1 protein-coding gene is annotated in these 524 nt (G+C 27.3%); it reads left to right on the top strand.

The features are described from left to right. Positions 1–54 precede the first annotated feature (54 nt). On the top strand, positions 55–524 hold a 470-nt coding region (locus ACE01N_RS20670), incomplete at its 3' end, for a hypothetical protein (RefSeq protein WP_380593010.1).

Genomic DNA, 524 nt, shown 5'->3' with positions numbered 1-524 from the left:
GACAGTCAACCGCACGACACCATACCGCGGGAACGTTAGGCTTTATTGTGAAAAATGGAAAAATTTGAAATAAAATACTATACATTCTGGAATAGATTTTTAGTTAAATCTGCTTTAATACATTTGACTTTATTACTTATAATATTGAATGTGTATTTATTTCTTATGACAGATACGAGTTCCCTAGAAATTAAAATATTTGAATATATATCATGGTCATTATTAATAATTCTAGTCTTAACAAGGTATATAAGATCAATATATTACCTAAGTAGTGTTGAGTTTCAAGAGAACAACTTAAAGATAAACGTTCATAAATTTGATCTCCCTTTAGAGACTAAAATAATTGACTATAAAGATTTAGACATTGATATATGCATAAACTTTTTAGAAGGAGTACATCAAAATTCTTATCGATTAGAGTTACGACAAAGAAATGAAGAAGACAATTTTACACTTGATTTAATCCATAAACAGTATGAAATTGGCTATTGGAAAAGAGAAAGTATTAAAAAACTGTTCTC

The sequence above is a fragment of the Quyinboa ferrireducens genome (assembly GCF_042436675.1).
GTDB lineage: Bacteria > Bacteroidota > Bacteroidia > Bacteroidales > UBA5342 > JBHJHP01.
The sequence above is the reverse complement of the archived record's forward strand: the minus strand, read 5'-3'. Positions and strand labels throughout refer to the sequence as shown.